Source organism: Streptomyces sp. NBC_01304 (assembly GCF_035975855.1).
Classification (GTDB): Bacteria; Actinomycetota; Actinomycetes; order Streptomycetales; family Streptomycetaceae; genus Streptomyces.
In genome coordinates this window covers 7293357-7318930 of the sequence record NZ_CP109055.1, presented here as the reverse complement: position 1 = coordinate 7318930, position 25574 = coordinate 7293357, and the positions used below count along the sequence as shown (strand labels likewise).

Below are 25574 nucleotides of genomic sequence, written 5' to 3'. Positions count from 1 at the left end.
TTCGCAGAATTTCGGGAAGGGGCGGGGCGGGGAGAAGAGACGGGGCCCGGGGCGGCGCCCCGGAGACCGAGCTCGGCCTCACCACGCCCCACCCCCCGGAGGGAGCCCCCCGTACCGCGCACGTAACCCGCGAGGCCGAGCCACGTAACACCCCCGACGCATGCTGAACCGCATGCACTCCACGCCGACGCTCACCCATTGCCCGTACTGCGCCCTGCAATGCGGGATGGGGCTGGCCCGGGATCCGGCCGGGGCCGAGGCCGGGGGCGGCCTCACCGTCGTGGAACGCCCAGACTTCCCCGTGAACCGCGGAGCACTCTGCGGAAAGGGCCGCACCGCCCCCGAAGTGCTCTCCTCCCGGGTGCGACTGACCGAGCCCCTCATCCGGTCCCACGCCACGGGCAGGCTCGAGCCGGCCACCTGGGAGGAGGCCCTCGACAAGATCGCCGAGGGGCTGGCCCGCACGCGCGGCGAGCACGGTCCGGACGCGTGCGGGGTGTTCGGGGGCGGCGGACTCACCAACGAGAAGGCGTACAGCCTCGGCAAGTTCGCCCGCATCGTCCTCGGCACCTCGCAGATCGACTACAACGGCCGGTTCTGCATGTCGTCCGCGGCGGCGGCGCACCAGCGGGCCTTCGGGCTCGACCGGGGGCTGCCGTTCCCGCTGGAGGACATCCCGAAGACCGGGTGCGTGATCCTGGTCGGCTCGAACCTCGCCGAGACGATGCCGCCCGCGCTGCGCTACCTGACCGAGCTCCGGGCGAACGGCGGCAAGCTGATCGTCATCGACCCGCGCCGCACGAAGACCGCCGAGCAGGCCGACCTGCACCTGGCCCCGCGCCCCGGCACCGACCTGGCCCTCGCCCTCGGCCTGTTGCACCTGGTGGTGGCGGAGGGGCGTACGGACGAGACGTACATCCGGGCACGTACGAGCGGCTGGGAACAGACGCGGGCCGCCGCGATGGCGCACTGGCCCGAGCTGGTGGAGCGGATCACGGGCGTGTCCGTGCCCGAACTGCGGGAGACCGTACGGCTGTTCTGCGAGCCGGAGGCCGCGATGGTGCTCACCGCGCGCGGGCCCGAGCAGCAGGCCAAGGGCACCGACACGGTGGGCGCGTGGATCAATCTCTGTCTGGCCACCGGGCGGGCCGGGCGGCCGCTGTCCGGGTACGGCTGTCTGACCGGGCAGGGCAACGGGCAGGGCGGGCGGGAACACGGGCAGAAGGCCGACCAGTTGCCGGGCTACCGCAAGCTCACCGATCCGGCGGCGCGCGCGCATGTCGCGGGGGTGTGGGGGGTCGACCCGGACTCGTTGCCAGGGCCGGGGCGCAGTGCGTACGAGCTGCTCGACGCGCTCGGTTCGGACATCCGCTCGCTCCTGGTCATGGCCTCCAACCCGGTGGTGTCGGCGCCCCGTGCCGCGCACATCGAGGGGCGGCTGCGGTCCCTTGACTTCCTGGCGGTCGCGGACGTGGTGCTCTCCGAGACGGCCCAACTCGCCGATGTGGTGCTGCCGGTGACCCAGTGGGCCGAGGAGACGGGCACGATGACCAATCTGGAGGGGCGGGTGCTGCTGCGGCGCAAGGCCGTGCAGGCTCCCGCGGGCGTACGCAGCGACCTTGAGGTCATGCATGAGCTGGCGGCGCGGCTCGGGGGGACGGCAGGGGTCGGGGAAGGGCTGGAGAAGAAGTTCCCGACCGATCCGGAGGAGGTCTTCGAGGAGTTGCGGCGGGCGAGCTCCGGGGGGCCCGCGGACTATGCGGGGATCAGCTATCGCCGGATCGCCGAGGAGGACGGGGTCTTCTGGCCGTGCCCCGCGACCGACGGGACCGGCCCCGACGCCGATGCCGATGCCGATGCCGGAGCCGATGCCGGAGCCGATGGGGCCCAACACCCGGGCACACCAAGGCTGTTCCTCGACCGGTTCGCGACCGACGACGGGCGGGCCCGGTTCGTGGAGGTCGCCCATCGCCCGGCCGCGGAGGAGCCCGACGGGGAGTACCCGGTGCTGCTGACCACGGGCCGGGTCGTCGCCCAGTACCAGTCGGGGGCCCAGACCCGGCGGGTGGCCGAGTTGAACGCGGCCGCGCCCGGCCCCTTCGTACAGCTGCACCCGCAGCTCGCGGCGCGCCTCGGGGCCGCCGAGGGGGACGCGCTCGCGGTCGTCTCGCGGCGCGGGCGGGCGGTGGCGCCGGCCCGGATCACGGCGGGGATCCGGCCCGACACGGTGTTCATGCCGTTCCACTGGCCGGGCGAGGGCCGGGCCAACACGCTCACGAACCCCGCGCTCGACCCGGTGTCGCGGATGCCCGAGTTCAAGGTGTGCGCGGTGCGGGTGGAGCGGGCGGAGCGAGTGGACGGGGCGAACGGGCCCGGCGCGAACGGAAGTTGAGCCAGTCGCCGCCCTCAATGGGTGTGCCGTGGGCGCGCAGTCGTGCGGTCACGGCGGGGGCGGCGACGTACACCCAGGCCCGGATGGGGGTTCCGGAGGCGGTACGGGTCACCTCGCGGGCGATGCGCAGATAGAGGTTGTGCGGGTCGCCGGGGGCGTAGTCCTCCAGGCGGTCGAGGGCGGCGAGCAGGGCGGGGTACGCCTCGGGCCGCGCGGTGACCAGCTCGCCGTGCACCTCGCCGCCGGGCGCCTCGACGGCGTACGGGTAGCCGGGACCCTCGTACAGCACGGCGCCCGCGAGCAGGCCCGGCTCCTCGGCGGCGAGGCGGCCGCGCAGGAAGAGGTCGTGGTTGTGCTCGCCGGGGCGCAGGGTGCCGTAGACGAAGAAGGGCAGCATCCGCCCCTCGGCGGGCGTCGACTCCCCTGCGGGCATCGGCTCCCTTGCGGGCGTCGGTTCGCCGGTGGGCATGCTCACCGGGCGGTCTCCTGGCGCACCCACTCCAGATACGCCGCGCTCCCCCGCACCACCGGCGTCGCGATGATCTCGGGCGTCTCGTAGCCATGAGCCTCGGTCAGCCAGGCCTCCAGGGCCGGGTAGCGGTCGGTCGTCGTCTTCAGCAGGAGCTGCCACTCCTGGTCGGTCGCGAGCGCGCCGTCCCAGCGGTAGACGGAGGTGACGGGCCCGGCGATCTGCGCACAGGCGGCGAGCCGCGCCTCCACCGCGCCCCGGGCCAGGGCCTCCGCCTTGGCCGCGGCGTCCGTGGTGGTCAGCACCGCGAGTACGTCCGGATCGCTCGGTTTCCTGGGCTCGCTCGGCACACCCGGTCCTTTCGGTCGTCGTCCCTCGGCCTTTCGGCCGAGGGCGGTGTCGGTTCTGCTCGTCTCGGTGGGGGACGAAGCCTCGGTGCATAAGTCCCGAATCATCAACTCAGGCCTGTTTTCCGGCTGTCTGTTACACAACGGCCGGATTCCCGTGATGGTCGCCGCCTACCTTCGATTCTGGTGGCCGACCCCTCGGCCCTGTCTTCGGACAGAGCCTGCCGAATCCCCGGCACCCCCCGGTCGGCCACCACCATCTTGCCGATGCTCCCGCCAGCGGGACCCGAGCCCGAGACGGACGCTGCCGCCGCCATGATCTCCCGTTGCCGCCTGTTCCAGGGCGCCGCCGCCGCGGCCCTCGCCGCACTGGCGCTCACGGGCTGCGCCACGACGCAGAACGGCCTGGCCGCGGGCGAGCCCGCCCCCTCCGTCTCCCCGCAGCCACGGCCCGAGGCGGTCTGGCCGTCCTGGTCCGGCGGTTCGTCGAAGTCGCCGGCCGCCGACACCACCGCCCATCAGCCGCCGCCCCGCCCCCTGAAGAACCTCGACGTGCCCGAGGGCGGCCTCGCGAAGATGCCGGTACGGGACGTGCTGCGCGCCGATCCGCAGATGAAGCAGCAGGCGAAGCGCGCGGACATCACCAAGCCGGGCCGGGCGGGCATCCGCCCCGCCCGGCTCGCGGACCTCACCGGCGACGGCACGACGGAGCTGCTCGTCGCCGTGGACACGGAGACCGGCCGGACCATCCTGGCCGCGTACACCGAGCGGGACGGGAAGGTCTATCCGATCCTGCTCACCACCGCCCAGCGCGCCACGATCGAGACCGTCGGCAACGACCTGGTGATGCGCAGCCCCAGCGCGGACGGCGGCGAGAAGGCGGTCCGCTACCACTGGGACGGCGCCCGGATGATGACGGTGAGCGACACCACGACGTACCGCAAGGGCGGCCCCTCGTCGGTGCCGGAGTCGTCGAAGGACCTCGAGTCGCCGCCTCCGACCAGCGACGGCAAGTCCCCGGACCCGACCCCGACCCCGACGGCGGCCGACCCCACGGCCACGAACTCCGCGACTGACTCCGGGACGAACGCCGCGACCGACTCCGTGACCGACTCGGGGACTGCCCCCGGGACGGACGGCGGCACCGGCACCGGCACCCCGCAGGACCGCGGCGACTGGCTCAATTCCGCCCCCGGCCGGAACGCCACGCAGCACGCCGCACCGGTGGACGGCACCGGTGCGGCCTCGGACACCTACGACGCCCCGGACGCCGATGCGGTCGGCGGGGAGTGATGATCGCGTTCATCCGCAGGGCACGCCTCGCCCTGAACTGTCTGGGCCTGCGCTGGAAGATCGCCGCCCTGCTCGCCGCGGGCTGCGCCCTGGTCGCGGTGACCATCGGCCTGCTGATCCACCACACCCGTTACGACCAGGTCGCCGCGACCGCCCGCTCGGGTGCCACGGCCCAGCTGGTGCGGGTGCGTCAGCTGTACGAGGTGACGGGCCAGGTCGAGCAGGACGACGTGGACGCCGCGATCGACTCCCCCGCGCTGCCGGGCCCGCTGCGCGAGGCCGCCCTGCACGGCCGGCGCACCACCTACCTCGACATGGACGGCTCCGACCCCGCGGTGTGGGCGGCCCGCCCGATCGGCGGCTCCCATGTGCTGTCCGTACGCGAACCGCTCACCGAACAGCGCGCGGACCTGCGTGAGCTCGACAACTGGCTGATCGTCTGGGGCGCCGTCATCGTCGGCCTCGCCGCGCTCGGCGGCGCGGCACTCGCGAGCCGGCTGAGCCGCGATCTGCGCACCGCCGCGTCCACCGCGCGCCGCATCAGCCAGGGCGAGCTCGACGCCCGGATCGGCCATCCGCGTCCCCCGAGCACCAAGAACGAGGTCGCCGAGCTCGCCTCGGCCGTCGACACCATGGCCGCCAGCCTGCAGCACCGCCTGGAGGCGGAGCAGCGCTTCACCGCGGACGTCGCGCACGAGTTGCGCACCCCGCTGACCGGGCTGCACACCGCGGCCGAGCTGCTGCCGCCGGGCCGGCCGACCGAGCTGGTACGCGACCGGGTCGCGGCCCTGCGCACCCTCACCGAGGACCTCCTTGAGGTGGCCCGGCTCGACGCGAAGATCGAGAAGCCGGACCTCGAAGTGCACCCGCTGGGCAAGCTGGTGGAGGGGATCATCCAGCGGGCCGGGTTCGCGGCGGAGTTCGGGGGCGGGGCGGACACTCCGGTGCGTACGGACGCGCGGCGACTGGAGCGGATCCTCTCCAACATCATCACCAATGCCCGCAAGCACGGGTCCGAGCCCATCGAGGTCCTGGTGTCCGGGACGTCGGTCACGGTCCGCGACCACGGCCGGGGATTCCCCGACCACCTCCTCAAGGACGGCCCACAGCGCTTCCTCACGGGCGCGGCCGAGCGAGGGCAGGGGACCGGGCTCGGGTTGACCATCGCGCTGGGTCAGGCGGAGGTGATCGGGGCACAGGTCCTGCTCCGCAATGCGGTGGATGGCGGGGCAATGACCGAGGTCGTCCTACCGGAGGCATAGGCGAGGCCTCTTGGGGGCGCGGGGAACTGCGCAGTCTTTTAGGGGCGCGGGGAACTCCGCAATCCTGTAGGGGCGCGGGGAACTGCGCAGTCTTTTAGGGGCGCGGGGAACTCCGCAGTCTTCTAGGGGCGCGGGGAACTGCGCAACCCCAGCCCCGGACGCCCCCGCGACGCACGGCCCCGCACCCTCATTTCCCGTACGGCCGTACCGACTTGGCCTCACGCAGGGCCAGGGCCCACCACTCCAACTGGTCCAGCATCACCTTTGCCGCAGCGTCGCACCCGGCAGGGTCCCTGTGGCGGCCCGTCTCGTCGAAGTGGCCGTGGACGTGGTGGAAGGAGACCGTGTCCCGCACCGTCACCGCGTGCAGCTCCGCGAAGATCTGGCGCAGGTGCTCCGTGGCGCGCAGGCCGCCGGAGACCCCGCCGTACGAGACGAAGGCGATCGGCTTGGCCTGCCACTCGGTGAAGTGCCAGTCGATGAGGTTCTTCAGGGGCGCGGGGTAGGAGTGGTTGTACTCGGGGGTGAGGACGACGAAGGCGTCGGCGGCGGCCAGTTTCGGGGTGACCTTGCCGAGCAGTTCCCGGGCCTCTGCGGAGGGCCGGTGCGAGAGGGCGGCGGGCAGCTCGGTGACGCCCAGGTCGACGAGGTCGACCTCGAACTCCCCGCGCTCGCGGACGCGGGACAGGAACCAGTCGGCCACGACCGGGCCGAAACGGCCCTCGCGGTTGGAGCCGAGGATGACGGCGATGCGTACGGGGGAAGTCACTGCGGAAGTCACTGCGGAAGTGGCGACGGAAGGCGCGGCGGACGGCACGACGGAAGTAGTCATGCGCACAGGCTGATACCTCAACCTTGCTTCAGGTCAAGCGCCGCCCCGCGCCCCACCCCCGGCCGGGGCGGGTCACCCGTTCACAGGCGTACCGCCCCGACTTCGGTACTTTCCACGGGCACCCCGATGACCTGCTGCGATGACCCCGCAAGGGAGCGCGGAACCCCTCATCCGGCGCCTATCTGACGTCGCATCAGGAGGCGTGTCCGGGCGAGTGCCACTTACCTCGGTAACAAGGACGCGACCGACGCAGTGGCACATGGGGGTGCCGCCGGCCGTGCCCTCTCGGAGGACACATGCGCACCGCCGCCACCCGCCTGCTGACCGGCTCGGCGCTCACCGCCGTGGCCTCGGCCTGCCTCGCCGCCGGGCCCGCGTACGCGCTCACCGCCGCGGACGGCGGGAGCCTAGAGGTCTATCCGTCGAGCGTCACGCCGGGAGCCGAGGTCACCGCGAACACCACCGCGTGCGGCTCGGGCGGCACCGCCTCCGGGGATGCCAGCGCGGTCGGTGCGGGGGCGTTCAAGCTGGCGCCGACCACGCACAAGGAGGACGCGGTCGGCCAGTTCAAGGTGCCGACCTCCGCCTCCCCCGGCACGTACGCGATCCGTGCGAAGTGCGCCGAGGGCGCGGAGGTGTCGGGTGACCTGGTCGTCACCCTCACCGCCTCCGCCGCCCAGCCGGTCCATCCGAAGGGACATGTGAAGACGGGGGTCGGCGGCGCGCTCGGTCCCGACCCCGTGCAGACCGCGGCGGGCGTGGCGGCTCTGGCCGTCGCCGCCGCGGGCGGTACCTGGCTCCTGCATCGCCGGGCGAGAGGCGACGGGATCTGACCGGACATCCTCCGCTGTCCACCGGTACCGCCTTCCCCCGCCCCCTCCGATTCCGCGCCGCACGCGGCTCGGAGGGGGACGCGGGGCTCATGACGTAACCCCTGGTGCTGCCCAGCGCGGCGACGACCCGAGGAGGCCCTCATGCGAACCCTCCGCACGGCGATAGCCGCCGTCAGCATCCTCGCCCTGTGCTGCGGGCTCTGGCTCCTGCAGCACGGCACCGCGGGCCACGCCCCGCCGCAGCCCTCCCCCGCCGAGGCCGGCCGCCTCGCCCACGCCCGGCCGGCCGCCCCCGCCGCGCCGGGGCTCGCCCCGTCGCCCCCGCTGCGCATCCGCATCCCGTCGATCCGCGTCGACGCCCCGCTGATGGGCCTGGCCCTGACCCCGCAGGGCAGCCTCGACGTGCCGCCCGCCGAGCGGCGCAATCTGGCCGGCTGGTACGAGTCGGGCACCACGCCGGGCTCGACCGGAACGGCGGTGGTCGCCGGACACGTCGACAACGCGGAGGGCCCCGCCGTCTTCTATTCGCTCGGCGCCCTGAAGCAGGGCCAGGTCATCGAGGTCGACCGCACCGACGGCAGGACCGCGCTGTTCACGGTCGACGCGATCGAGGTGTACGACAGCCGGGCCTTCCCCGACGAGAAGGTGTACGGCGCGGCGCGGCGTCCCGAGATCCGGGTGATCACCTGCGGCGGCGGCTACTCGAAGAAGACCGGCTATCTGGGCAACGTGGTGGCGTTCGCCCACCTCACGGGCACGAAGCCGAGCTAGGGGCTCAGGCCAGCCACTGGTCGTACGCCAGCTTCGCCACCAGCGAGACGACGACCACGACAAGCACGCCGCGCACGAACCCGCTGCCCTTCTTGAGCGCCATCCGCGCCCCGGCCATCCCGCCGGCCAGGTTGAACACGGCCATCACGGCGGCCAGTTGCCACAGCACGGTGCCCTTGTAGCTGAACATCGCGAGCGCCCCGATGTTGGTGCATACGTTGACGATCTTCGCCGTGGCGGAGGCGTTGACCAGGTCCAGATGGAGCACCGCGGTCAGGGCGATCACCAGGAAGGTGCCGGTGCCGGGCCCGAACAGGCCGTCGTAGAAGCCGATTCCGAGCCCCGCGACGGCGATCGCGGCGAGCACCCGCTGCTTGGTCGGCGGCCCGACGACGCCGGTCGTCGAGGAGCCGAAGGAGGGCCGCAGCATCACGAAGGCGAGCACGCCGAGCAGGACGACCATGATGAAGGGCCGCAGGACGGCGGTGCTGATCCCGGCCGCGAAGGACGCGCCGCACATCGAGCCGACGAGGGCCGCGAGTCCGATGCGTACGGCCAGCCTCACGTCGATCGGGGCCTTGCGGACGTAGGTGACCGCGGCGGCGGAGGTGCCGACGACGGCTACCGCCTTGTTCGTGCCGAACACGTAACTGTGGTGCACGTTCGGCACGCCGAGGAGCAGCGCGGGAAGCAGCAGCAGGCCGCCGCCGCCCACCACGGCGTCGATCCAGCCGGCCGCTGCGGCGGCGAGGCAGAGCACGACGATCGTGGTCAGGGATATGTCAGGCATGATCACGACAGTATTCGGGGGTTCCGCGGGGGCTGGAACCGGGCCCCCGCAGCAGCCCGTCCGGCAAGAACTACGGCGCGGCCTGCGGCTCGGGGTTGCTCACCGGCAGCCGGTCCGGGGCCGGCGGCGCGGCCGGGTCGACCACCACGACCAGGAACGTGGCGGCCAGCGCACTCGCCCCGGCCAACCCCGTGGCGAGCATGCGGCGAGCGTGGCGCGTAGGCCCACGGCCTTCGATGGACTTGCGGTGGCGTCCCATGGCGTGGAGGTCGTCCTGTTCTGAAACGGGGTCGGATTCGGAGTCGGAGTCGGAATGACTCAGTAGGAGAAGTTCTCGGCGTGGATGCGCTCCTCGGGCACCCCGGCCCGCACCAGCGCCGCGATCGCCGCATTGGCCATCCCGGGCGGCCCGCACAGATACACGTCGTGGTCGGCGAGGTCCGGCACGAGGTTGCGCAGGGCCTGCGGGGCGAGCGGGTCGAAGGAGGCGTCGGAGCGGCCCAGGAGGTAGTGCAGGCCCGCCTGCCGGGACGCGGCGATGGACTCCAACTCCTCGCGCAGGACGAGCTGTTCGGCACTTCCGGCCCGGTAGAGCAGGGTGAGGTCGCCGGGTCCGCCGGGCAGGGTCTCGAAGAGCGCACGCATCGGCGTGATGCCCACACCACCCGCGAGCAGCAGCACCTTGCGCTGCTTGCGCTTGTGCGCGGTCATGGCGCCGAACGGGCCGGTGGCGAGGACCCGGGTGCCGGGCTTGAGGCGACGGATGCGCCGCGTGTGGTTGCCGATCGCCTTGACGGTGATCCGCAGGGTGTCGTCCTTCACGGGCGCGGACAGCGAGAACGGCAGCGCCGTGTGCCAGAGCCTGCGCTGCAGGAACCGCCAGCGGAAGAACTGCCCCGGTTCGGCGCACAGTTCGTCGAGTTCGAGGCCCTGCATGACGACGGAGACGACGTCGGGCCCCTCCTTACGGACGTCGAGCACCCGCAGGCTGTGCCGCAGGGCCTGCCGTACGGGCACGACCAGGCGGTACCAGACCAGCAGGACGGCGACCGTGGCGTGCATCATCGCCCACGCCCAGGCACCGAGGACGCTGCCCGCGATGTCGGGCCCGACCAACTGATGGGCGAAGGCTAGGCCCGCTCCGAGGTAGGTGAGCAGGTGCACGGCCCGCCAGGTCTCATGGGGCACACGACGACGTACCGCACGGGCAGAGGTCACACCGACCGCCGCGAGCAGTGCGGTACCGAGCGCGGCCGCGGCGAGGCCCGGATAGCCGAGGAGCCGTACGGCGGCGGTGAGCAGGTCGATACCGCCGTGGGCGGCGTACGCGCAGAGGGCGAGCAGGGCATGCCCGAAGCACAGCGAAAGCACCCAACGCCCGCCCAGCGCATGCCTCCTGGCCAGCCGGTCCGCCCCGATGCCGTGCTCCACGGCGGGCACCCGGGCCATCAGGAAGAGCATGACGAGGATCCCGTACCCGGCGAGCAGCCCGGTCAGATGGGCCCCGGTCGCGAACAGCGCGTCGAGCCGCGCGGAGGGCTGCACCTGCACGCCCCACATCCCGGTGACCGCGGCGGCACCGGCAAACAGCGCGGCCCGCAGCGACTTCGGCGAGACCCGCACGCGGGGCGCGGGCTTGACCACGGCCCGCGGGCGCACCTGGCGCAACTGCTGCGTCTGATCCACCGGCCCCACGGATGCCTGCGCCTCGTGATGCCCGAGCAGCACCCGCATCCCGTGCACCGCCGCCTCCCGCACCCGGGCACCGGCCGGCGCGGCAGCCGCCACGGCGGGGTCACGGGTCGGGCGGGGCGGCACCTCGTCCTGCCGCTGCGGGTCGGGCGTCACGTGCCCCGCCTGCTGCAGGTAGGAGGCCAGGGCGGGGTACGCGGTGAGGTCTGGGTGGACGGTGTCGGTGGTCACGACGCTGAACATAAGGGCTCAGGGGCGCCGGAAATAGCTGGTCAGGGCGTTATCCGAGATCCTTAAGGTTGCTTTGAGGATCGGCTCAAAAAGGGTTAAGGACCGAGTGGCACTCGACCACCCGCCGGCGGGCCGTACGTCGGTGAGCATCGACGAACTCGCCGGCCAGCCCTTCGCCACCGCCCGCGAGGGGCATTGGCTTCGCGGGCTGCTCGACCGGCTCTTCGCCGCACGAGACCTCACGCCGAGGATCGTCTGCGAAAGCGACGAACACAGCGCCATCGCCGACCTGATCGGCACCGGACCCGGCATCGGTCTGGTCCCCGCCTTCGCCCGCCGCAGCGCCACCCGCGCCCCCATCGCCTGGGTCCCCGCGGAAAGCCCGGACCACCGTCGCACGGTCACCCTGTATGGGGGTGCCGACACCAGCCTGCCGACCGCGGTCCAGCTGATGCGTACGACGATCACCAACTGGGACTGGAACCCGGGCGAGTTGAAGTGACGCGGTCCGGACTTCCGGCACACATCAGCGCAGGATTTCGGCTCGCATCCCCTCGTCCGGCGTGGCGATGTCCCAGTAGCGAGCGCTGCCCCTCGCCGCACTGAAGTCGCCGGTGCCGCCGGTGATGGCCATGTCGAGCGACTTCGCTCCGCTCACCCAGAGCGACTGCATCGTCAGCGAGCCGCGCTCAAGCTGGATCGTAATCAGGCACTGCGTGGTGAGCTTCTCGCCATCGACGTGAATGACCTGGCACGATCCGCCCCCGCGCCCGACGTTGCGGTCGTCCTGCATGGCCGCGCCGGAGTAGACGTACGTATCACCCAAGCTCGCTCCTTTCGGACCGAGATCAATCTGCTCGTACTGGTCGTTCTTGACGTCGAGTTCGAGGACCTCGACCCGGCCCTTGTCCGAAGTGTCGGCATCTGCGCTGCCTACGGCGGAGAAGCCGACCAATGCGGTGGCCACAGATACGGCGGCAAACTTGGCGAACCGTGCCCGCGAGCTGCTGGTGACCATGATGGATTCCCCTCGTTGCGATCTCCCTGTGCGAACACCTCGACACTATGAATGGCCAGTCATGACGTCCAAGACCAATATCGCTATGCCGTCATGACATCGCAGGCATGAGAAGCGGACCGGTTGCGGATGCTGCGTATCAAGGTGGCGAGGCAGTTGGGGGTTGTGGTCAGGATGACCTCCGGGTCGTCGCTTTCGCGGAGGTGGATCGTTCCGGCGGGGGTGGTGGCGAGGTAGACGCAGGACGAGCCGCTCTCGCTGTAGGTGGACTTCTGCCAGGTCAGTTCTGACATGGGTGGCTCTCCCTAAAAGGTCTTGGCGATGCGATGGATGAGGTCTTTGGACGCCGTGGGCGTCAGTGTGGCCTTCTGCATACGGTCCAGGATCATCCGGTACGTCTCCAACTTGGCTGCAGCATCGACGAGTTCGGTGCCGTGGCTCGTGTCCAGCTGGGCAGTGTCGAGGGCCGTCACGGGGCCGTGGGCGTAGTCCAGGCCGTGGCCGGCTGTGGGGAACGACGTGCCGTCGAAGGGGATCACACGCAGGGTGATGTGCGGCTCCTCGCTGACCTCGATCAGGTGGTGGAGCTGAGCGAGCGTCACGTCACGCCCGCCGAACTGCATGCGCAGCGCGGCCTCGTGGATGATCGCGGTGTACGGGACCGGAACGTCTCGGAAGAGGACAGCCTGGCGCTTGATGCGGTGGGATACACGGTGCTCGATCTCGTGCGGCCGCAGCGGGGGGACCGCTTCACGGAAGAGCGCGCGGGCATGCTCGGGGGTTTGCAGCAGACCGGGAATGTTGATGACCTGGCAGACGCGGAGCGCCTTCGCATGGTGCTCCATCTCCGCGAGATCGAGAAGCGGGGAGGGCATGGTGTCCCGGTACTCCTCCCACCAGCCGCGAGTGCGGTCGGCCGCCATGTCGGCGACGGCATCGATCAGGGGTTGGTCTGTGCAGTCGTAGATGTGAGCCAGGGTGCGGACGCGGTCGGCGCTCACCCCGAAGCGGTTGGCTTCGATGTTGCTGATCTGGGCCTGTGTGGTGCCCAGTGCACGGGCGGCCTCGACGGTGGTCATCCCCGCACGCTCGCGCAGGCGGCGCAGCTCGACGCCGATGCGGACGCGGCGCGCCGTGGGGGTGCTCCTCGGTGCCATGTTCTCGCTCCGTTCCGTACGCCTGGTGGGGCTGTCACCCACACGAGGTAAATCGCTGATGTATTTGGGATTGAGTGCAAATACATCAGGGTCTGCAGTCTACGGTGATTCCCTAGCCGCTCAACTGGCCTTGCCCATAAGACGGAAGAGCCCCGCACGCCCCCGCGCACGCGACATGCCACCGCCAGGCCGAGCCAATAGGGCAACCCGAATCGACTCTCCATAGGAGGCGTTCATGGTCACCGTATCCCCGCCCGAACCCTGGTCGTACGCCCTTCACTTGCCCCACGACCCCCGCGCCCCGCGCGTCGCCCGCATGACCCTGCGGGCCGCACTCTCCGGGCATGGCATTCCCGAACTCCTCGACACTGCCGAGCTGTTGACCTCCGAGATGGTCACCAACGCCTACCGGCACACAGAGGGCGCCGCAGCCATGCGGGTACGCGGGTTCGAGGGCGGACGCATCCGGGTCGGCGTGTGGGACTCCAACCCACACATCCCGCCACCCTTCGACCGACCGCCCAGGATGCTCGGGCCTGCACCCGACCTGGCGCCGGACGGCGAAGGCGGGCGCGGGCTGCTCCTCGTACAGCTGTGGGCCGACGACTGGGGCGGGTATCCGCTGGGGGACGACCTCTTCGGGCGGGGCGGGAAGCTGTTGTGGTTCGAGCTGGAGGCTGCGCCGGGGTTGGCGCGGGCGGCGTGAAGGAGCCCCCGCGGGTCAGGCCCGGCCCGCACTACCCACGGGTCATGGAGAACTCGGTCACCCGAATGTGCCGCGTCGCAGGGTTGGTTCCGGAAAGTCCTTGGCCTGGGGAAGATCCTTCACCATTGCCGCGTACACAGGTGAGTCGCCGGCCGGCCTGAACTCGTCCACCTGCCGGTAGCCCCAACTCTCATAGAGGCGAATGACCTTGGGGTGATCGATCTCGACCTGCAGCGATGCCACTCTCGCTTCTACGGGGGCTATCAGCGCGTCGTGAATCGGCTTGGCCCGCCCGGTCCCCTGCCAGCGGGGCAGCACCATGAGTTCAGAGAGCGCGAACACCGGTCCTCGCAGGCCCTTGGGCTTGGTGCTGCCCGCCCACCACCCCCCGGGCTTGAGTACCGCACCATAGGCGAACCCGACAGGGCCGCCGTCCTCCCAGCCGAGGATGCACCGCCAGTTCTCGCGGGATGACCAACGGTCCAGGAAGTAGGTCCAGCGCTCCCGGCGGTGGTACGGGTCGGGGTTGTCTGCGTACACATCGTCGTGGATATCCAGCAGCATCGAACGCACGTCTTGGGCATCGGTGTGCCGGTACCGCTTCAGGTCCACTGACGAGACACCTCGATCCACTCGACAACTTCGGGCGCCTTTGATCCGGAGGCGAGCAGTAGATCACGCCCACCAGCCAGGACATTGGCCGTCCTCCGTGATCCGGAATCAGGCGGGAGCAGGGCCGATGCCTCCCGCGCGGTGGCGCAGGCCAACTCAAGCTCGCCCTGCCTGACTTGCGCGAGGGACAGGTGCGCGGTGAAGAGTGCCCTGTCGCGAGTCATGCCCTGTGGGATGGCCGACAGTGTGTGGTGCAGACAGGACTCGGCCCGGCCGTGCTGTCCGACCGCCACCCACACGTAGGAGGACAGGGCATTGAACTCAGCAGGCGTGTAGAAGTTGATCCACCCCGAGCGCTCCGCTGTCCCGCAGCGTGCGAAGTTCTTCTCTGCCAGACGGAGGGCACGCAATGCTTCTGTGGGCTGGTTCAGTCGGGCCAGCGCGTTGGCATTGCGCATGTGTCCGAGTGAGGAAAAGAGAGGATCACGCCGTGCAGCAGTCGAACGCTTCATCACATCGGCACTGGCGGCAGCCTCAGAGTGGTTCTCGCGCATGCTCGACGCCAGCATTAGGTGATCCCATACGCGGTACAGCGTCTGGCTGTCTCGGGAGAGGCCGGCCAGCGTCATCGCCTTGTCCAGGTGCGTACGGGACCGCTGCGGTGCACGGGCGTCGATAGCGGCAAAGGCCGCGGCTGCCATCGCGTCCGAGGCGAGACGGTGCAGCATGTCACGCACACGACTGGAGACCGTTGCGGTCGACAGCGCGGACTGGACCCGCATCCCCAGCTCGACGGCCAGGTTCTCCACTCGCCGCGTGCCTCCCATGACCTGGTCCTGCTGAAGGATGTCGGCGTAGTCCCGGCTGAACCGCACGACATCGCTGACGCCGAGGCGTCTCGGCTGCGCCTGCGGAGCGGCGAAGGCTATTGCCGCTCCGCCTACCGCCTTACCGAATGCGCGACGCTGCACGGGCCCGTCCTCCGATGGTGCGCGACTCTTCGTGCGTCGGGGGATGAACCCTAGAGCCTCGGATGTGGAGTCCAATACCTCTTCGATGCAAAGCCGAATTCGGTCCTGCGGCCACTTCGTCTCGTATCGCAGCCAGCGACGTACATCGGAATCAGTGACCGAGCCGGGGGAACCAGTCAGCCGTTCGACGGCGAGGTTAATCCCCCGGGCCAACCAAGCCTGAGAGAAGCCGAGTTGGTCCATCCGCGCTTCAAGCTTGGCGTTCGCGTGCACCTCATGAAGGTAGCGCTCCGCTATCAGGCCACGACAGCGCGAAGGTAAAAATCACCGGGGTCACGCGTTGAAGCCTCACCTGGTTTCGCCTGTCTCGGATGTCGGCGTAGTCGTTCACTGGTTGTCACCAGAAGCCAGCCCCCACACGAGGCGAGGAAGATGATGCACCGCCAGGAATTGGCAGAGCCGCCCCACGCCGTGACGTTCACCGAGTCCATCACGCAGCTCAGGAAGGCGGCCGGCCTGTGAGCACCGATCCCATGGACGAGGCAACCGAGGTCTGGCGCGCATTGCGCGACACGCTTCAGGATGCCGGAATCCACCTGACCTCCCTGTCCGTCGATCCGCCCACCCTGCCGGGCAGCGCCTACGGCATTCAGCTGGGGCGAGTCGCCGTCCCTGTGGCGCAGAAGTTGACCGAGGTGGTGAAGAAGCATGGCGGACCAGGCCCCGACGCCGCAGGACACCCTGTCGAAGAAGCTCAAGCGGCGGAATGACCTGACGGGGAAGTGGCCGCGGTGATCAAGCTGGCGCCACCGTCTACGGCGTAAGCCGCCACTGAGTTTCTGACCTCCGATCCGACCCGAGGAGACAGTCATGGCTGAGCCCACGAAAACCTGGGACGAACTGCACGAGGAAGGCATGGGTCCTACCCAGGAAGCGTTCCTGGACCTGGTCAGGCAGACCAGGGAGACCAAGCACTACTGCCCCGATGTGATCTGGGGGAACCTCCAGACACCCGAGTACGTGAGGGCGATGCTCGCGCTCGTGGTCGACTTCCTCGAATCGCCGCGCGACATCGAGGCCGGTGTCCAGGCCCGCACGGCACGAGCAGAGCTGTTCGGCAAGGACGGGCGTACGTACCGGACCCTCCTCGGTGAGCAAGCGCTGCGGTCGAACATCGGCGGAGTCGAGGTCATGCGCGGCCAACTTGAGCATGTCCTGGAGTCGTTCGACATTCCAGGTGTAACTCTCGGGATCATCCCTAGCCGCGCTCAGCTCGCAGTGTTCCCCGGCAATTCGTTCGGGATCTTCGACGGTCAGCGAGTCGAGGTCGAGCTGTTCGGGTCGTCGCCCACCTACACCGACGAGGCGCAGATCCGGCGCTACGAGACGGCGTTCGGTCTGCTGGAGCAGTCCGCCGTCTTCGGGGAGGACGCCAAGTACATCGTCCAGGCGGAACTGGCGGCCATACAGCAGTAGCCCACCGACTTCCGTCTCCGTGGTGACCTGGCCAACTGCGCCTCACGCAAAGTGTCCAACCCACGAGGGGCGGGGGCCTGCACCCCCGTCCCCCAGTACGTCATCTCCACCCCCAACCCGACTAAGAGAGAAGGGGTTTGTGATGAGCACAGCAACCAAGCTAAGGCAGGGCCGCGACCTAGTCGACGACGCCTTGTTCAACCGCCTGGTCGACTTCCTCGCCGAGGAGGAAGGCCTAGAGCCCAGCATGGCCGAGCGTCGCATGGACCAGGGCATTGCGTTCGTGTGGACGATGGGAACGCTCGGCCGGGTCATGTCTCCGTCCAAGCAGATTGATCCCGCGTGGCATGCGTTCATCCTGCACACCGAGGCGTACCGCGAGTGATGCACAGCGAGCTTCGGCGAGCTGGTCCACCACAATCCGCGGTCCCGCCGACGAGATCAGGCGACCATGAACGACGTGGCCGCCGAGATCCGGGCGCAGGGCTTTGAAGTGGACGTACGGGACTGGCAGACCGCAGCGGAGTGCAATCCGACGACGTGCTGTGGCGACGGTCCTTGCTGCTGACCGTCTGGATCCAGCGGATGCCCGCGCTCCCCGCAGCGCGGCGCGGGCACCCCCGGAAGGGCCCCTCCTTGCGCACGATCAACGGGCACGGGCGCATCACCGTGTTCCCCCTGCTCCACTCATGGCCGGACAACTGGTGCGTCATGGCGTACACCAGCTACGACACCGGAGCCGTCGCTGTCCTCGGCCTGATCCCGGTTGAGGGCAACGTGTTCGAGCCGGGCAACCTGTTCGCCCTCGCCCACCGGCACAGTCCCGACAAGGTCGGGGACTGGCGCGGGCCGGGCGAGCACGCGGCCTGTTGCTGGCTGACCTGCCTCGGCTCGTCCGCCCGCGCGATCCCCAACCCGGACTCGTTCACGGTCATCGCGGACTGGCAGCTCGATCTGGACCAGGCCGAGAAGGTCGACGGCACGATGTTCGGACACTCCCGCGTCGAAACCGGACGGATTCATATCGACGAACCGAACATTCCCGAGCGGGCGCTGACGCTCCTGACATCACGGCGCCCCGACCCACCCCTGTCGAGCGGGTAGAGCAGAGCCCCGCCGCACTTCACGAAGAGCGACGGGGCTCAGTAATCCGTCCGGGACAGCTGGGACTCAATCAACAATCTGACAGCACTCCCGGCGCATTTCATCCAGCCGAGCTCGCTACTTCAGGCCGAACCGCGACTTCGAGTTCAGCTGACCGTTGGTGAAGATCAGCATCGCGTTGCCCGTCTCGCTGTCCGCCCAGCACGTGAACGACGTGCTGGGCATCCCGCCGATGTTCGTGTCAGGGAGGCCCAGGGTCCAGATTTAGGTAGACCGAATCTACATAGATTCGGTCTACCCGCGCCGACCTGGTGTGGGGCCCAGGCGATGTGCTTGCCGCCTGGGGCTAGCAGTTGTCCCCGGGTCGTCTCACCCGTGTGCGGCCGGCCTCACCCTCGTGCGGCGGACTTACGCATCCAAATACCGCAACACAGCCAACACCCGCCGATGCCCACTCCCCGAAGGCGGCAGATCCAGCTTGGCGAAGATATTGGCGACATGCTTCTCGACCGCCCGCTCCGACACCACGAAGGACGCCGCGATGTCGTTGTTCGTACGGCCCTGAGCCATCAGGTCGAGGACCTCGCGCTCGCGTGGGGTGAGGGCGTCCAAGGCCGAGGCGCGGCGGCTGGCGCCGAAGAGCTGGGCGACGACCTCGGGGTCGAGGGCCGTGCCGCCTGCGGCGACGCGCTTGAGGGCGTCGACGAACTCGCCGATGTCCACGACGCGTTCCTTCAACAGATAGCCGACGCCCGCGCCGCCGTCGCCGATGAGCTGGGCCGCGTACTTCGTCTCGACGTACTGGGAGAAGATCAGTACGCCGGTGCCGGGGTGGTCACGGCGGATGTCGACGGCGGCGCGGAGCCCTTCGTCGGTCTGGGTCGGCGGGAGCCGGATGTCGATCACGGCGGCGTCCGGGGCGTGTTCGGCCACGGCCGCGCGCAGGGCGTCCGCGTCGCCGACCGCGGCGAGGACCTCCACCCCGCGCAGGGTGAGGAGTTGGACCAGACCGTCACGCAGAATCGCGGAGTCTTCGGCGATGACGATGCGCATGGGCCCTCACGGTCGGCAGCGACTGCCGGCAGCGGCAGTCAGGAGTACGGGAGTACGACGGTGACCACCGTAGGCCCACCGGCCGGACTCGCACACTCCAGCGTGCCGTCGACGGTGCGCACCCGGTCGAGCAGCCCGCGCAGCCCGCTGCCGCCGCCCACGGCCGCGCCGCCGCGCCCGTCGTCCCGTACGACGAGCCGGAGTTGCCCGTCCGCGGCCGTCACGTCGACCTGCGCCGCCCGCGCCCCGCTGTGCTTGATCACGTTCGTGAGGAGTTCGGCGGCGCAGAAGTACGCGATGGACTCGATGGCCGGCGAGGCACGGCCTTGGAGGTCCGCGGTGAGCGTGACCGGCAACGCGCTGTCGGCGGCCAGGGTCGCGAGGGCCGTGTCGAGGCCCTGGTCGAGGACGGGCGGATGGATGCCTCGTACGAGATCGCGCAATTCGGCGACGCCCGCTTTGGCGCTGCCCTGCGCGGTGTCGACGACGGCGAGGACCTGCGCGCGGTCGGCGTCGGCGGTGAGCAGTTCCCGGATGATCGTCAGCTGCATGCCGAGGCCGACGAGGCGGGCCTGGGTGCCGTCGTGGAGGTCGCGCTCGATGCGTCGCAGGGTGGCCGCGGCGTCGTCGACGGCGTGCGCGCGGGTCTCCTCCAGGGTGCGGATGCGGCTCTCGGTCCGGTCGGGTCCGAGGAGGGCGCGCAGGACCATGCGGTGCGGGACGAGCGCGCGGTGCAGCAGCCACGGGGCGACCGCAAGAAGCACAACGCCGGCGGCCACGACGAGCAACCACCGTGGCCAGCTGTCGAGTTGGACGTTCGCGATCTCCAGGGACACCCGCCGGGTGCTGCCGTCGGCGGCCCGGACGGTGTAGTAGTTCCAGTTCTTCAGGAACGGGTGCAGGACGAACATCAAGCCGTATACGTACGTGCACACCGCGACGCCCAGCGCGAGTGCGGCCGTGAGCGGCACGGCGAGCGCGCAGCCGACCGCCCGCCACGCCACCCGGTCCCGCAACACCGCCCGCCGCCAGCCGAACGCCCCGGCCTCCTCGCCGCCGCGCCGCGGGGCCTCGATGTCGAGGCCGAGCAGCCCACGGGCGAGCCCTCGCTGCACCTCGCCGAGGGCGAGCGCCCCGCGCACGGTGCCCGCGATCAGCCAGGGCCCGAGCGCGGTGATGGTGAGCGCGCCGCCGAGCAGCAGGCCGAGCAGGACGAGCACGCACGACACCAGGGCGAGCGGCAGCGCGAGGGCCGTGTACAGCAGGGCGGCGAGGCTTCGGCGGGTGAAGGGGGCGGTGGCGAGGGCGATGAGCTTGCGGGGCATGGGGATCAACCTAGACGGGCGGGAGCCGGGAGCCGGTGGGCTCAGAGCCGGTGGACTCAGAGCCCGTGGACTCAGAGCCCGTGGACTCAGAACTGGTGGACTCAGAACTGGTGGATGATCGGGATCGAGAGCAGCACGCACCCGGCGGCCACGACGAGGGCGATCAGCGCCGAGCTGCGCAGCCCTGCCCGGTCCGCCCCGTGGAAGGCACGGACGAGTCGGCCCTGCAGCGCGGTGAAGCCCTTGACGATCCACGGCATCAGGAGCCCGACGAGCACGGTGCCGCCGAGGATGTGCACGCCCCAGGCGCCGGCCAGGGTGGGGCCGCCCCAGGACTGGGCGTAGTCGGCCGGCTGATCGCTGTCGGGGCGCAGCGGGTAGCCGAGGTTGATCAGCATGACGAACCAGACGAAGCCCGTGACGACGGTCGCGATCAGGGTCAGCGGCAGCGTGAGCACGGCGTGCGCGAGGGCCAGCGGCTTGCTCGCACGATCCGGTTCCGGCACCTCGACACCGAGCAGGCGCCGGGCCAGGGAACGCTGGATACGGCCTGCGGCGGGGCTGCCGACCAGGGCGAGGACGAGGCAGAGCAGCGCGGCGGGGAGGGCGATCAGGAGGTACGCGGCGCGGCGCCAGGTCTCACCCGTGAAGGGAGCACGCAGAATGCGACGCCAGACCGGCTGGGTACGAGCTGCGAGGGTTGCCGTAGCCATGAGAACCACCTCTTCTTAGGGGCGAACGCGACCCCTCAAGCGTCCCGCCGGGCCCCTTCCCGAACGATGGTGCAGGCACGGAACCCCGGGGTGGGGTAAACCGAACCTCGATGCAGCCCGTCCGGCGTTTGAGGACAGAGGCCGAAGGCCGATTCGGGGGTCCGGGGGCGAAGCCCCCGACGCTGTCCGCAGGACTTTCGGGAAGGGGCGGGGTGGGGAAAAAGAAGCCCCTCACACCCCACCCCCGCCCACGATGAGCCCACCGTTCCCCGCGGGAAACCCAAGGGAACCCCTCGGGAAACACCCCCACCGCACTCTCGACACCATGGCCCAACAAATCGTGGTGATAGGCACCGGCACGGCAGGCACCGCCCTGGCCCGAGCCCTCGCGGCAAGCGAGCACGCCGAAGTCACCCTGATCGGCGAGGAACCCCACGCCCCGTACAACCGCGTCCTCCTCGCAGAGGTCCTCGCAGGCCGCTACGCCCCCGAAGTGATCGCACTCCCCTCCCCCGGCCGGATCCACCACACCCGCGCGACCCGCATCGACCGGGCGGCCAAGCAGGTGCACACGGCGGACGGCGCCACGCTCACGTACGACCGCCTGGTCCTGGCCACGGGCTCCAACCCGGTCCTGCCCCCGCTGCGCGGCATGTCCCCACGGGCCGGCCTCCCCGACGGCGTCCACGCGTTCCGCACGATGGACGACTGCCTCGCCCTCAACGAGGCCGTCGCCAAGGACACCCGCGCCGTGGTCATCGGAGGCGGCCTCCTCGGCGTCTCCGCCGCCCGCGCCCTCGCCCAGCGCGGCGCCCAGGTCGTCCTCGCCCAGCAGGGCGAACGCCTCATGGAGCGCCAACTCGACCCCACGGCAAGTGCGTTGGTACGCCGCCACCTCACCGCGCTCGGCGTCGAGGTGCACACGGAGTGCCGCGTCCGCGGCCTCGGCACCACTGACGACAGGGTCCGCCGCGTGGAGCTGGCCGACGGCTACTCCCTAGGCGCCGACGTCGTCGTCATCGCCTGCGGGGTACGCCCCCGCATCACCCTCGCCCAGGAGGCGGGCCTCGACGTCCGGCGCGGCATCGTCGTCGACGACGAGCTGCGCACCTCGGACCCGTACGTCCACGCCATCGGCGACTGCGCGGAACACGCGGGCCGCACCTACGGCCTCGCGACACCGGCCCTCGAACAGGCCGCCACCCTCGCCGAGTTGCTCACCCAGCCGGAGAGCAAGCAGAGGTACACCGGCACCCGCACCCTCACCCGCCTCACCCTGAACGGCACGGGCCCGCTCGACCTCGCCACCTTCGGCGACCCTGACCCACTGCCCGGCGACGACGTGGTCCGCCTGGCCGATGCCACCCGCGGCACCTACCGGAAGGTCGTCGTCCGCGAGGACCGCCTGGTCGGCGGGGTGCTGCTCGGCGAGCTCGCCACTGTCGGCGCGCTCGCCCGCGCCTGGGAGGCCGACGAAGAACTCCCGCAGGCCCCCCTGCTCCACCTGCTCACCAACGACGGAGGCCCCGCATGACCCCCGTAAGCAACACGACCCCGCCGACGATCCTGCTCATCGGCCACGGCATGGTCGGCCAGCGCTTCCTCGAGGCCCTGGCCGAGCGTGGCATCACCGGGCGCAGCCGCGTGGTCGTCCTCTGCGAGGAGCCGCGCGCCGCCTACGACCGGGTCCGCCTCACCTCGTACTTCGAGGGCCGCACCCCGGACGAACTCTCCATGACAGAGCCGGACTTCATGGCGAAGCACGGCATCGAGCTGCACCTGGGCGACCCCGCCGAGCACATCGACCGGGCGACGAAGACCGTCACCGCGCGCTCGGGCCTGACCGTCACGTACGACACGCTCGTGCTCGCCACCGGCTCGTACCCCTTCGTGCCGCCGGTGCCCGGCAAGGACGCCGAGGGCTGCTTCGTCTACCGGACGATCGAGGATCTTCTGGCGATCGAGGCGTACGCGGCGGGCGCGCGGACCGGCGCCGTGGTGGGCGGCGGTCTGCTCGGCCTGGAGGCGGCGGGCGCGCTGCAGGGGCTCGGACTCGACACGCACATCGTGGAGTTCGCGCCCCGCCTGATGCCGGTCCAGGTCGACGAGGGCGGCGGCGCGGCCCTGCTTCGCACCATCACCGACATGGGCCTGACCGTGCACACGGGCACCGGCACGCAGGAGATCCTCACCAGCGACTCCGATGGCACCGACACCGTCACCGGCATGAGGCTGTCCGACGGTTCGGACATCGCCACCGACCTCGTCGTCTTCTCCGCGGGCGTACGTCCCCGGGACGCGCTCGCGCGTGACTGCGGGCTCCTGGTGGGTGAGCGCGGCGGCATCACCGTGGACGAGCAGTGCCGTACCAGCGACCCCGACGTGTACGCGATCGGCGAGTGCGCGCAGGCCGCGGACGGCCGGGTGTACGGCCTGGTCGCGCCGGGCTACGAGATGGCGCTGACCGCGGCGGCCACGATCGACGACGACCAACACGCCTTCACCGGCGCCGACTTGTCGACCAAGCTGAAGCTGCTCGGCGTGGACGTCGCCTCGTTCGGCGACGCGCACGGCACGGCGGAGGGCTGCCTCGACGTCGTCTACTCCGACTCGCGCTCGGGAACGTACAAGAAGCTCGTGGTCGCCCCGGACGGCGTCCTGCTCGGCGGCATCCTGGTCGGCGACGCGGACGCGTACGGCATGCTGCGTCCGCTCACCGGCAGCGTCCCGCCCATCTCCCCCGAGCAGCTGGTCCTGCCGGCCGGCGCGGGCGCACCCGTCCAGCTGGGCCCGTCCTCCCTGCCGGACGACGCGGTGATCTGCTCCTGCCACAACGTCACGAAGAAGGCGATCGCCGCCTGCGCCACCCTGCCCGAGGTCAAGAAGTGCACCAAGGCCGGTACGGGCTGCGGCAGTTGTGTGAAGGTGATCGGGCAGCTGCTTCCGCAGTCCGGCGACAAGGGGCTGTGCGGCTGCTTCCCGTTCACGCGCAGTGAGCTGTACGAGATCGTCCGTACGCTGCGCCTGACGACACACGCCGAACTCCTCGACAAACACGGCCGCGAGGGCGCGCGCGGCGGGGACGGCTGCGAGGTCTGCAAGCCGACCGTGGCGTCGATCCTGGCGAGCATCCCGGGCCACGGCCACATCCTCGACGGCGAGCAGGCCGCCCTGCAGGACACCAACGACCACTTCCTGGCGAACATCCAGAAGAACGGCTCGTACTCGATCGTGCCGCGCATCCCGGGCGGCGAGATCACCCCGGAGAAGCTGATCGTCATCGGCGAGGTGGCCCGGGACTTCAACCTCTACACGAAGATCACCGGCGGCCAGCGCATCGACCTCTTCGGCGCCCGGGTCGAGCAACTGCCGCTGATCTGGACAAGGTTGGTGGACGCGGGCTTCGAGTCGGGGCACGCGTACGGCAAGGCACTGCGCACCGTGAAGTCGTGCGTCGGGCAGACCTGGTGCCGGTACGGGGTGCAGGACTCGGTGCGCATGGCGATCGACCTGGAACTGCGCTACCGGGGACTTCGGGCCCCGCACAAGCTGAAGTCGGCGGTCTCGGGCTGCCAGCGCGAGTGCGCGGAGGCCCAGTCCAAGGACTTCGGGGTGATCGCCACGGCCAACGGCTGGAACCTGTACGTCGGCGGCAACGGCGGCGCCAACCCGCGCCACGCCGACCTGCTCGCGAAGGACCTCTCCGACGCCGAGCTGATCCGTCTCATCGACCGCTTCCTGATGTTCTACATCCGTACGGCCGACCGCCTGGAGCGCACCGCACCCTGGCTGGACCGGATCGAGGGCGGCCTGGAGCACGTACGGGACGTCGTCGTGCACGACTCGCTCGGGATCTGCGCCGAGCTGGAGGCGCTGATGGCCGCGCACGTCGCGCACTACCGCGACGAGTGGGCCGAGACGATCAACGACCCGGAGCGCCTGGCCCGCTTCGTGTCGTTCGTCAACGCACCCGACGTACCGGACCCGACCGTCCAGTTCGTCCCGGAGCGCGACCAGATCAAGCCGGACCTGCCCCTCCTCACCCTCGACGCTCCGCGCCCCCTGGAAGGAAGCTCCGCCCGATGACGATCGCCCCGGAATCAACCTCCACCTCGCTGAAGCTCCAACTCCGCCTGTCCGACGACTGGTTCGAGGCCTGCGACGCGACGCTGCTCACGCCCGGCCGCGGGATCGCGGTCCTGCTGCCCGACGGCCGCCAGGCGGCCCTGTTCCGGGACCGCGCGGGCCGCACGTACGCGATCGGCAACCGCGACCCCTTCACGGGCGCCGCAGTCCTCTCCCGAGGCCTGCTCGGCTCGGCCGAGGGCCGGGCGTTCGTGGCATCCCCCCTGCTCAAGCAGCGCTTCGACCTGGAGACGGGGCGGTGCCTGGACGACGAGGAGGTCACGGTGGAGGCGTACGAGGTACGAATCGGCTGAGCGCGGGCCGGGCCCTGGGCTGGCCGGGCCTTGTGTCCCGGGGCCCGGTGACCTTCGCCCCTAAAAGGCCCGCCCGCCCGGGCGCACC

Annotated in this window: 28 protein-coding genes; 14 read left to right on the top strand and 14 right to left on the bottom strand. The window is 70.6% G+C overall.

Translation table 11 applies throughout. From position 1 onward, the window contains the following. The first annotated feature begins 172 nt into the window (after nucleotides 1-172). Nucleotides 173-2392 (top strand): molybdopterin oxidoreductase family protein, encoded by a 2220-nt coding sequence (locus OG430_RS32420; RefSeq protein WP_327356187.1) that lies wholly within the window; start codon nucleotides 173-175, stop codon nucleotides 2390-2392. Here OG430_RS32420 and OG430_RS32415 read toward each other — a convergent pair. Both OG430_RS32415 and cutA read right to left on the bottom strand, forming a co-directional pair. Further along, nucleotides 2316-2825, bottom strand: a complete 510-nt coding sequence (locus OG430_RS32415) for a gamma-glutamylcyclotransferase family protein (protein ID WP_442816745.1) — start codon at nucleotides 2823-2825, stop codon at nucleotides 2316-2318. The genes OG430_RS32420 and OG430_RS32415 overlap by 77 nt on opposite strands. A gap of 38 nt (nucleotides 2826-2863) precedes the next feature. Continuing rightward, on the bottom strand, nucleotides 2864-3211 hold the full coding sequence (gene cutA / locus OG430_RS32410; protein ID WP_327356186.1) for a divalent-cation tolerance protein CutA: 348 nt from the start codon (nucleotides 3209-3211) through the stop codon (nucleotides 2864-2866). Between the two features lie 264 nt (nucleotides 3212-3475). On the opposite strand from cutA, the gene OG430_RS32405 reads away from it, so the two are divergent. After that, entirely contained in the window at nucleotides 3476-4501 is a 1026-nt protein-coding gene (locus OG430_RS32405; protein WP_327356185.1) for a hypothetical protein, read from the top strand. Further along, nucleotides 4501-5763, top strand: coding sequence for a HAMP domain-containing sensor histidine kinase (locus OG430_RS32400; protein ID WP_327356184.1), 1263 nt, complete (start codon nucleotides 4501-4503; stop codon nucleotides 5761-5763). Before OG430_RS32405 ends, OG430_RS32400 begins: the two co-directional genes overlap by 1 nt. A gap of 187 nt (nucleotides 5764-5950) precedes the next feature. On the opposite strand, the gene OG430_RS32395 is transcribed toward OG430_RS32400, so the two are convergent. Next, nucleotides 5951-6595, bottom strand: coding sequence for an NADPH-dependent FMN reductase (locus OG430_RS32395; protein WP_327356183.1), 645 nt, complete (start codon nucleotides 6593-6595; stop codon nucleotides 5951-5953). A 296-nt stretch (nucleotides 6596-6891) separates the two neighbouring features. Between OG430_RS32395 and OG430_RS32390 the strand changes: the two genes are divergently transcribed. Beyond that, a complete protein-coding gene (locus OG430_RS32390) occupies nucleotides 6892-7428 on the top strand; it encodes a hypothetical protein (protein ID WP_327356182.1) in 537 nt (178 codons plus the stop codon). A 141-nt stretch (nucleotides 7429-7569) separates the two neighbouring features. After that, the gene (locus OG430_RS32385; protein WP_327356181.1) at nucleotides 7570-8199 is read left to right on the top strand and encodes a class F sortase; all 630 of its coding nucleotides are present in this window, start codon (nucleotides 7570-7572) and stop codon (nucleotides 8197-8199) included. Nucleotides 8200-8203: 4 nt separating this feature from the next. On the opposite strand, the gene OG430_RS32380 is transcribed toward OG430_RS32385, so the two are convergent. The 3 genes from OG430_RS32380 to OG430_RS32370 all read right to left on the bottom strand — a co-directional run bounded on the left by OG430_RS32380 (nucleotide 8204) and on the right by OG430_RS32370 (nucleotide 10912). After that, nucleotides 8204-8989, bottom strand: coding sequence for a sulfite exporter TauE/SafE family protein (locus OG430_RS32380; RefSeq protein WP_327356180.1), 786 nt, complete (start codon nucleotides 8987-8989; stop codon nucleotides 8204-8206). Between the two features lie 70 nt (nucleotides 8990-9059). Beyond that, nucleotides 9060-9191 (bottom strand): hypothetical protein, encoded by a 132-nt coding sequence (locus OG430_RS32375; protein ID WP_327356179.1) that lies wholly within the window; start codon nucleotides 9189-9191, stop codon nucleotides 9060-9062. Nucleotides 9192-9307: 116 nt separating this feature from the next. After that, the gene (locus OG430_RS32370) at nucleotides 9308-10912 is read right to left on the bottom strand and encodes a ferredoxin reductase family protein (protein ID WP_327356178.1); all 1605 of its coding nucleotides are present in this window, start codon (nucleotides 10910-10912) and stop codon (nucleotides 9308-9310) included. 106 nt (nucleotides 10913-11018) lie between these two features. On the opposite strand from OG430_RS32370, the gene OG430_RS32365 reads away from it, so the two are divergent. Next, entirely contained in the window at nucleotides 11019-11414 is a 396-nt protein-coding gene (locus OG430_RS32365) for a LysR substrate-binding domain-containing protein (RefSeq protein WP_327356177.1), read from the top strand. 24 nt (nucleotides 11415-11438) lie between these two features. Here the strand turns inward: OG430_RS32365 and OG430_RS32360 are convergent, their stop codons facing one another. From OG430_RS32360 to OG430_RS32350, 3 genes are all read right to left on the bottom strand, one after another. Beyond that, nucleotides 11439-11930: an allene oxide cyclase barrel-like domain-containing protein gene (locus OG430_RS32360; protein WP_327356176.1), complete on the bottom strand. Its 492-nt coding sequence runs from the start codon at nucleotides 11928-11930 to the stop codon at nucleotides 11439-11441. Between the two features lie 83 nt (nucleotides 11931-12013). After that, nucleotides 12014-12223 carry a DUF397 domain-containing protein gene (locus OG430_RS32355; protein WP_327356175.1) on the bottom strand — a complete coding sequence of 70 codons (210 nt, stop codon included), beginning with the start codon at nucleotides 12221-12223 and terminating at the stop codon, nucleotides 12014-12016. A 12-nt stretch (nucleotides 12224-12235) separates the two neighbouring features. Continuing rightward, nucleotides 12236-13087 carry a helix-turn-helix domain-containing protein gene (locus tag OG430_RS32350; protein WP_327356174.1) on the bottom strand — a complete coding sequence of 284 codons (852 nt, stop codon included), beginning with the start codon at nucleotides 13085-13087 and terminating at the stop codon, nucleotides 12236-12238. Between the two features lie 235 nt (nucleotides 13088-13322). Here OG430_RS32350 and OG430_RS32345 point away from each other — a divergent pair, with 235 nt between their 5' ends. After that, the gene (locus OG430_RS32345; protein ID WP_327356173.1) at nucleotides 13323-13793 is read left to right on the top strand and encodes an ATP-binding protein; all 471 of its coding nucleotides are present in this window, start codon (nucleotides 13323-13325) and stop codon (nucleotides 13791-13793) included. 57 nt (nucleotides 13794-13850) lie between these two features. Here OG430_RS32345 and OG430_RS32340 read toward each other — a convergent pair whose 3' ends face one another. Both OG430_RS32340 and OG430_RS32335 read right to left on the bottom strand, forming a co-directional pair. After that, nucleotides 13851-14405: a GNAT family N-acetyltransferase gene (locus OG430_RS32340; protein ID WP_327356172.1), complete on the bottom strand. Its 555-nt coding sequence runs from the start codon at nucleotides 14403-14405 to the stop codon at nucleotides 13851-13853. Beyond that, nucleotides 14396-15649, bottom strand: a complete 1254-nt coding sequence (locus tag OG430_RS32335; RefSeq protein ID WP_327356171.1) for an XRE family transcriptional regulator — start codon at nucleotides 15647-15649, stop codon at nucleotides 14396-14398. Before OG430_RS32335 ends, OG430_RS32340 begins: the two co-directional genes overlap by 10 nt. 245 nt (nucleotides 15650-15894) lie before the next feature. Between OG430_RS32335 and OG430_RS32330 the strand changes: the two genes are divergently transcribed. The 4 genes from OG430_RS32330 to OG430_RS32315 all read left to right on the top strand — a co-directional run bounded on the left by OG430_RS32330 (nucleotide 15895) and on the right by OG430_RS32315 (nucleotide 17956). Further along, on the top strand, nucleotides 15895-16146 hold the full coding sequence (locus tag OG430_RS32330; RefSeq protein WP_327356170.1) for a hypothetical protein: 252 nt from the start codon (nucleotides 15895-15897) through the stop codon (nucleotides 16144-16146). A gap of 100 nt (nucleotides 16147-16246) precedes the next feature. Next, nucleotides 16247-16852, top strand: a complete 606-nt coding sequence (locus OG430_RS32325; RefSeq protein WP_327356169.1) for a DUF5753 domain-containing protein — start codon at nucleotides 16247-16249, stop codon at nucleotides 16850-16852. A 142-nt stretch (nucleotides 16853-16994) separates the two neighbouring features. Further along, on the top strand, nucleotides 16995-17237 hold the full coding sequence (locus OG430_RS32320; protein ID WP_327356168.1) for a hypothetical protein: 243 nt from the start codon (nucleotides 16995-16997) through the stop codon (nucleotides 17235-17237). A 140-nt stretch (nucleotides 17238-17377) separates the two neighbouring features. Further along, nucleotides 17378-17956: a hypothetical protein gene (locus OG430_RS32315; protein ID WP_327356167.1), complete on the top strand. Its 579-nt coding sequence runs from the start codon at nucleotides 17378-17380 to the stop codon at nucleotides 17954-17956. 408 nt (nucleotides 17957-18364) lie between these two features. Here the strand turns inward: OG430_RS32315 and OG430_RS32310 are convergent, their stop codons facing one another. The 3 genes from OG430_RS32310 to OG430_RS32300 all read right to left on the bottom strand — a co-directional run bounded on the left by OG430_RS32310 (nucleotide 18365) and on the right by OG430_RS32300 (nucleotide 21047). Next, nucleotides 18365-19009, bottom strand: a complete 645-nt coding sequence (locus OG430_RS32310) for a response regulator transcription factor (protein WP_327356166.1) — start codon at nucleotides 19007-19009, stop codon at nucleotides 18365-18367. A gap of 38 nt (nucleotides 19010-19047) precedes the next feature. Further along, on the bottom strand, nucleotides 19048-20334 hold the full coding sequence (locus OG430_RS32305; protein ID WP_327356165.1) for a sensor histidine kinase: 1287 nt from the start codon (nucleotides 20332-20334) through the stop codon (nucleotides 19048-19050). 101 nt (nucleotides 20335-20435) lie between these two features. Next, a complete protein-coding gene (locus tag OG430_RS32300; RefSeq protein ID WP_327356164.1) occupies nucleotides 20436-21047 on the bottom strand; it encodes a sensor domain-containing protein in 612 nt (203 codons plus the stop codon). A gap of 325 nt (nucleotides 21048-21372) precedes the next feature. On the opposite strand from OG430_RS32300, the gene OG430_RS32295 reads away from it, so the two are divergent. The 3 genes from OG430_RS32295 to nirD are packed head-to-tail and all read left to right on the top strand — an operon-like array spanning nucleotide 21373 to nucleotide 25486. Continuing rightward, nucleotides 21373-22581, top strand: a complete 1209-nt coding sequence (locus OG430_RS32295) for an NAD(P)/FAD-dependent oxidoreductase (RefSeq protein WP_327356163.1) — start codon at nucleotides 21373-21375, stop codon at nucleotides 22579-22581. Continuing rightward, nucleotides 22578-25133, top strand: coding sequence for a nitrite reductase large subunit NirB (gene nirB / locus OG430_RS32290; protein ID WP_327356162.1), 2556 nt, complete (start codon nucleotides 22578-22580; stop codon nucleotides 25131-25133). The genes OG430_RS32295 and nirB overlap by 4 nt, the downstream gene beginning before the upstream one ends. Beyond that, nucleotides 25130-25486: a nitrite reductase small subunit NirD gene (gene nirD / locus OG430_RS32285; protein WP_327356161.1), complete on the top strand. Its 357-nt coding sequence runs from the start codon at nucleotides 25130-25132 to the stop codon at nucleotides 25484-25486. Before nirB ends, nirD begins: the two co-directional genes overlap by 4 nt. Nucleotides 25487-25574 lie beyond the last annotated feature (88 nt).

Excerpts from the sequence above, each read along its gene's own strand:
- OG430_RS32420 (WP_327356187.1), top strand. The coding sequence starts at position 173 with ATGCACTCCACGCCGACGCTCACCCATTGCCCGTACTGCGCCCTGCAA.
- OG430_RS32415 (WP_442816745.1), bottom strand. The coding sequence starts at position 2,825 with ATGCCCGCAGGGGAGTCGACGCCCGCCGAGGGGCGGATGCTGCCCTTC.
- OG430_RS32405 (WP_327356185.1), top strand. The coding sequence starts at position 3,476 with ATGCTCCCGCCAGCGGGACCCGAGCCCGAGACGGACGCTGCCGCCGCC.
- OG430_RS32400 (WP_327356184.1), top strand. The coding sequence starts at position 4,501 with ATGATCGCGTTCATCCGCAGGGCACGCCTCGCCCTGAACTGTCTGGGC.
- OG430_RS32395 (WP_327356183.1), bottom strand. The coding sequence starts at position 6,595 with ATGACTACTTCCGTCGTGCCGTCCGCCGCGCCTTCCGTCGCCACTTCC.
- OG430_RS32390 (WP_327356182.1), top strand. The coding sequence starts at position 6,892 with ATGCGCACCGCCGCCACCCGCCTGCTGACCGGCTCGGCGCTCACCGCC.
- OG430_RS32385 (WP_327356181.1), top strand. The coding sequence starts at position 7,570 with ATGCGAACCCTCCGCACGGCGATAGCCGCCGTCAGCATCCTCGCCCTG.
- OG430_RS32380 (WP_327356180.1), bottom strand. The coding sequence starts at position 8,989 with ATGCCTGACATATCCCTGACCACGATCGTCGTGCTCTGCCTCGCCGCC.
- OG430_RS32375 (WP_327356179.1), bottom strand. The coding sequence starts at position 9,191 with ATGCTCGCCACGGGGTTGGCCGGGGCGAGTGCGCTGGCCGCCACGTTC.
- OG430_RS32360 (WP_327356176.1), bottom strand. The coding sequence starts at position 11,930 with ATGGTCACCAGCAGCTCGCGGGCACGGTTCGCCAAGTTTGCCGCCGTA.
- OG430_RS32355 (WP_327356175.1), bottom strand. The coding sequence starts at position 12,223 with ATGTCAGAACTGACCTGGCAGAAGTCCACCTACAGCGAGAGCGGCTCG.
- OG430_RS32350 (WP_327356174.1), bottom strand. The coding sequence starts at position 13,087 with ATGGCACCGAGGAGCACCCCCACGGCGCGCCGCGTCCGCATCGGCGTC.
- OG430_RS32345 (WP_327356173.1), top strand. The coding sequence starts at position 13,323 with ATGGTCACCGTATCCCCGCCCGAACCCTGGTCGTACGCCCTTCACTTG.
- OG430_RS32325 (WP_327356169.1), top strand. The coding sequence starts at position 16,247 with ATGGCTGAGCCCACGAAAACCTGGGACGAACTGCACGAGGAAGGCATG.
- OG430_RS32320 (WP_327356168.1), top strand. The coding sequence starts at position 16,995 with ATGAGCACAGCAACCAAGCTAAGGCAGGGCCGCGACCTAGTCGACGAC.
- OG430_RS32310 (WP_327356166.1), bottom strand. The coding sequence starts at position 19,009 with ATGCGCATCGTCATCGCCGAAGACTCCGCGATTCTGCGTGACGGTCTG.
- OG430_RS32305 (WP_327356165.1), bottom strand. The coding sequence starts at position 20,334 with ATGCCCCGCAAGCTCATCGCCCTCGCCACCGCCCCCTTCACCCGCCGA.
- OG430_RS32300 (WP_327356164.1), bottom strand. The coding sequence starts at position 21,047 with ATGGCTACGGCAACCCTCGCAGCTCGTACCCAGCCGGTCTGGCGTCGC.
- OG430_RS32295 (WP_327356163.1), top strand. The coding sequence starts at position 21,373 with ATGGCCCAACAAATCGTGGTGATAGGCACCGGCACGGCAGGCACCGCC.
- nirB (WP_327356162.1), top strand. The coding sequence starts at position 22,578 with ATGACCCCCGTAAGCAACACGACCCCGCCGACGATCCTGCTCATCGGC.
- nirD (WP_327356161.1), top strand. The coding sequence starts at position 25,130 with ATGACGATCGCCCCGGAATCAACCTCCACCTCGCTGAAGCTCCAACTC.